The following is a 1653-nucleotide window of genomic DNA, read 5'->3' as shown; positions in this document are numbered from 1 at the left end:
CCGCGCATCTGGCCCTCCTGCCGGGGCCGCCGACACGCCTGGGCGTGCCGCGCCGCCTGCGCGGGCTGCTGTGGGGGCATGCCAACGGGCTTGTGGACGCCTACGCGGCCATGGGCATCACCCGGGCCATGGTCCACTGGCGCGACGACGACACCTTCACCCTGGAATGACGGCGGCGGTCCCCGCATTCCGGGATGACCGCCGCCGCATGCCTTATCCTGCCCCGCCGTTCACCAACGGATGGGAGCCTCTCCCTGTTCCGCCAGCCAGGCATTGACCCGCGAAAAGTGGGCGCACCCGAAGAACCCGCGCGAGGCCGACAGCGGCGAGGGATGCGCCGCCGTCAGCACCAGATGCGCCGGACGGGTCACCAATGCCGCAAACCCGTGCGCGGGCCTGCCCCACAACAGAAAGGCGCACGGCTGCGAACGCGTGCCCAGCGCGGCCACGATGCCCCTCGTCACACCCTCCCAGCCGAGGCCCGCATGGCTGTTGGGCTGCCCGTCCTCCACGGTGAGCACCGTGTTCAGCAGCAGCACGCCCTGCGCGGCCCAGCGCGACAGGTTGCCCGAGGGGGCTGCCGATACGGGAGAAACGTTGCCGAACGGCGCCAGCAGAGGTGCGTCTGCGGGCGCGCTGCCAGCCGGGCGCGAGGCAGGGTGCCGGGAGTGATGCGAGGACGGAAGCGAGGACGGGCCGGATTTGCCCGTCTTGTCACCGAGGCCCGATTTCCCGGATTCCGCGCCGCAATCGGCGGCCACTTCCTTGAATATGTTGCGCAACGAGCGCGGCAGGGGCACCCCGTCGGCAACGGAAAACGCCATGCCGTGGGCCTGCCCCGGTCCGTGGTAGGGATCCTGCCCCAGGATCACCACCCGCACCGCGTCCCAGGGGGTGGTGCACAGTGCCCGGAACACGTCGGCCCGGGCGGGGTAGATGGTGCGCCCCTGCGCGCGCAACGCCTCGACCGTAGCCAGCACTTCCAGATGCCTGCGGGCAGCCAGATCCGCCACGTTGTCCGGCCAGCCGGTGCCCGCCAGCGGATCCGGTCCGGCAAGGATCTCGGGATCGGGCGTGACGGGCAGGCAGGGCGTGGCGGAGCATGCGCGTGTTCCGGGCACTTTGCCCGGAACACCGCCAATCACCTTGCCCGACGTAACCGCCCCATCCACCTTGCGCGGCCTGCCGCGCCGCCGCGGAGTTGCCTGCGGCTGGCCGTCCAGCACGGGCGAAGCCGTGACATCGGGCGATGACGCAGTGCTGGCCGCAGCTGCACGCGCCTCTGCACACTCCCCGGCCCCGCGCGCCGGGCCGTCAACCAATATCCTGCGCCGCGCCATCTAGAGGGCCGTCACCCAGTGCTGGATGCGGTCGAAGGCCTCGGTCAGTTCCACTTCGTCCATGCCGAAGGACAGCCGCAAGTGACGTTCGCCCGTGGGGCCGAACGAGCCGCCGGGCACGGTGATCACCCGCGCCTCTTCCAGCATGCGCCGGGCCACGGTCATGGAGTCGGCGTCGGTAAAGGTGTAGCGGGCCATGGCGTAGAACGCGCCGCGCGGCGGCACGTAGGCGAAGTGCGGGGCCAGCGCGTCCAGCCTGCGGCAGGTCAGGTCGCGCCGGGCGGTCAGGGCCGCGCGCATGACGTCCACGCAG

General features: G+C 71.6%; 2 protein-coding genes. Both read right to left on the bottom strand.

The genetic code is table 11. The annotated features are described in order from the left end of the window. Positions 1-230 precede the first annotated feature (230 nt). The gene (locus tag FVW20_RS14555) at positions 231-1121 is read right to left on the bottom strand and encodes a uracil-DNA glycosylase (RefSeq protein ID WP_307831567.1); all 891 of its coding nucleotides are present in this window, start codon (positions 1119-1121) and stop codon (positions 231-233) included. Positions 1122-1340: 219 nt separating this feature from the next. Beyond that, on the bottom strand, positions 1341-1653 hold a 313-nt coding region (locus tag FVW20_RS14550), incomplete at its 5' end, for an aminotransferase class I/II-fold pyridoxal phosphate-dependent enzyme (protein WP_196610177.1).

The sequence above is a fragment of the Nitratidesulfovibrio oxamicus genome, assembly GCF_015731765.1.
Classification (GTDB): Bacteria; Desulfobacterota; Desulfovibrionia; order Desulfovibrionales; family Desulfovibrionaceae; genus Cupidesulfovibrio; species Cupidesulfovibrio oxamicus.
This window is presented reverse-complemented; position numbering and strand designations above follow the sequence as displayed.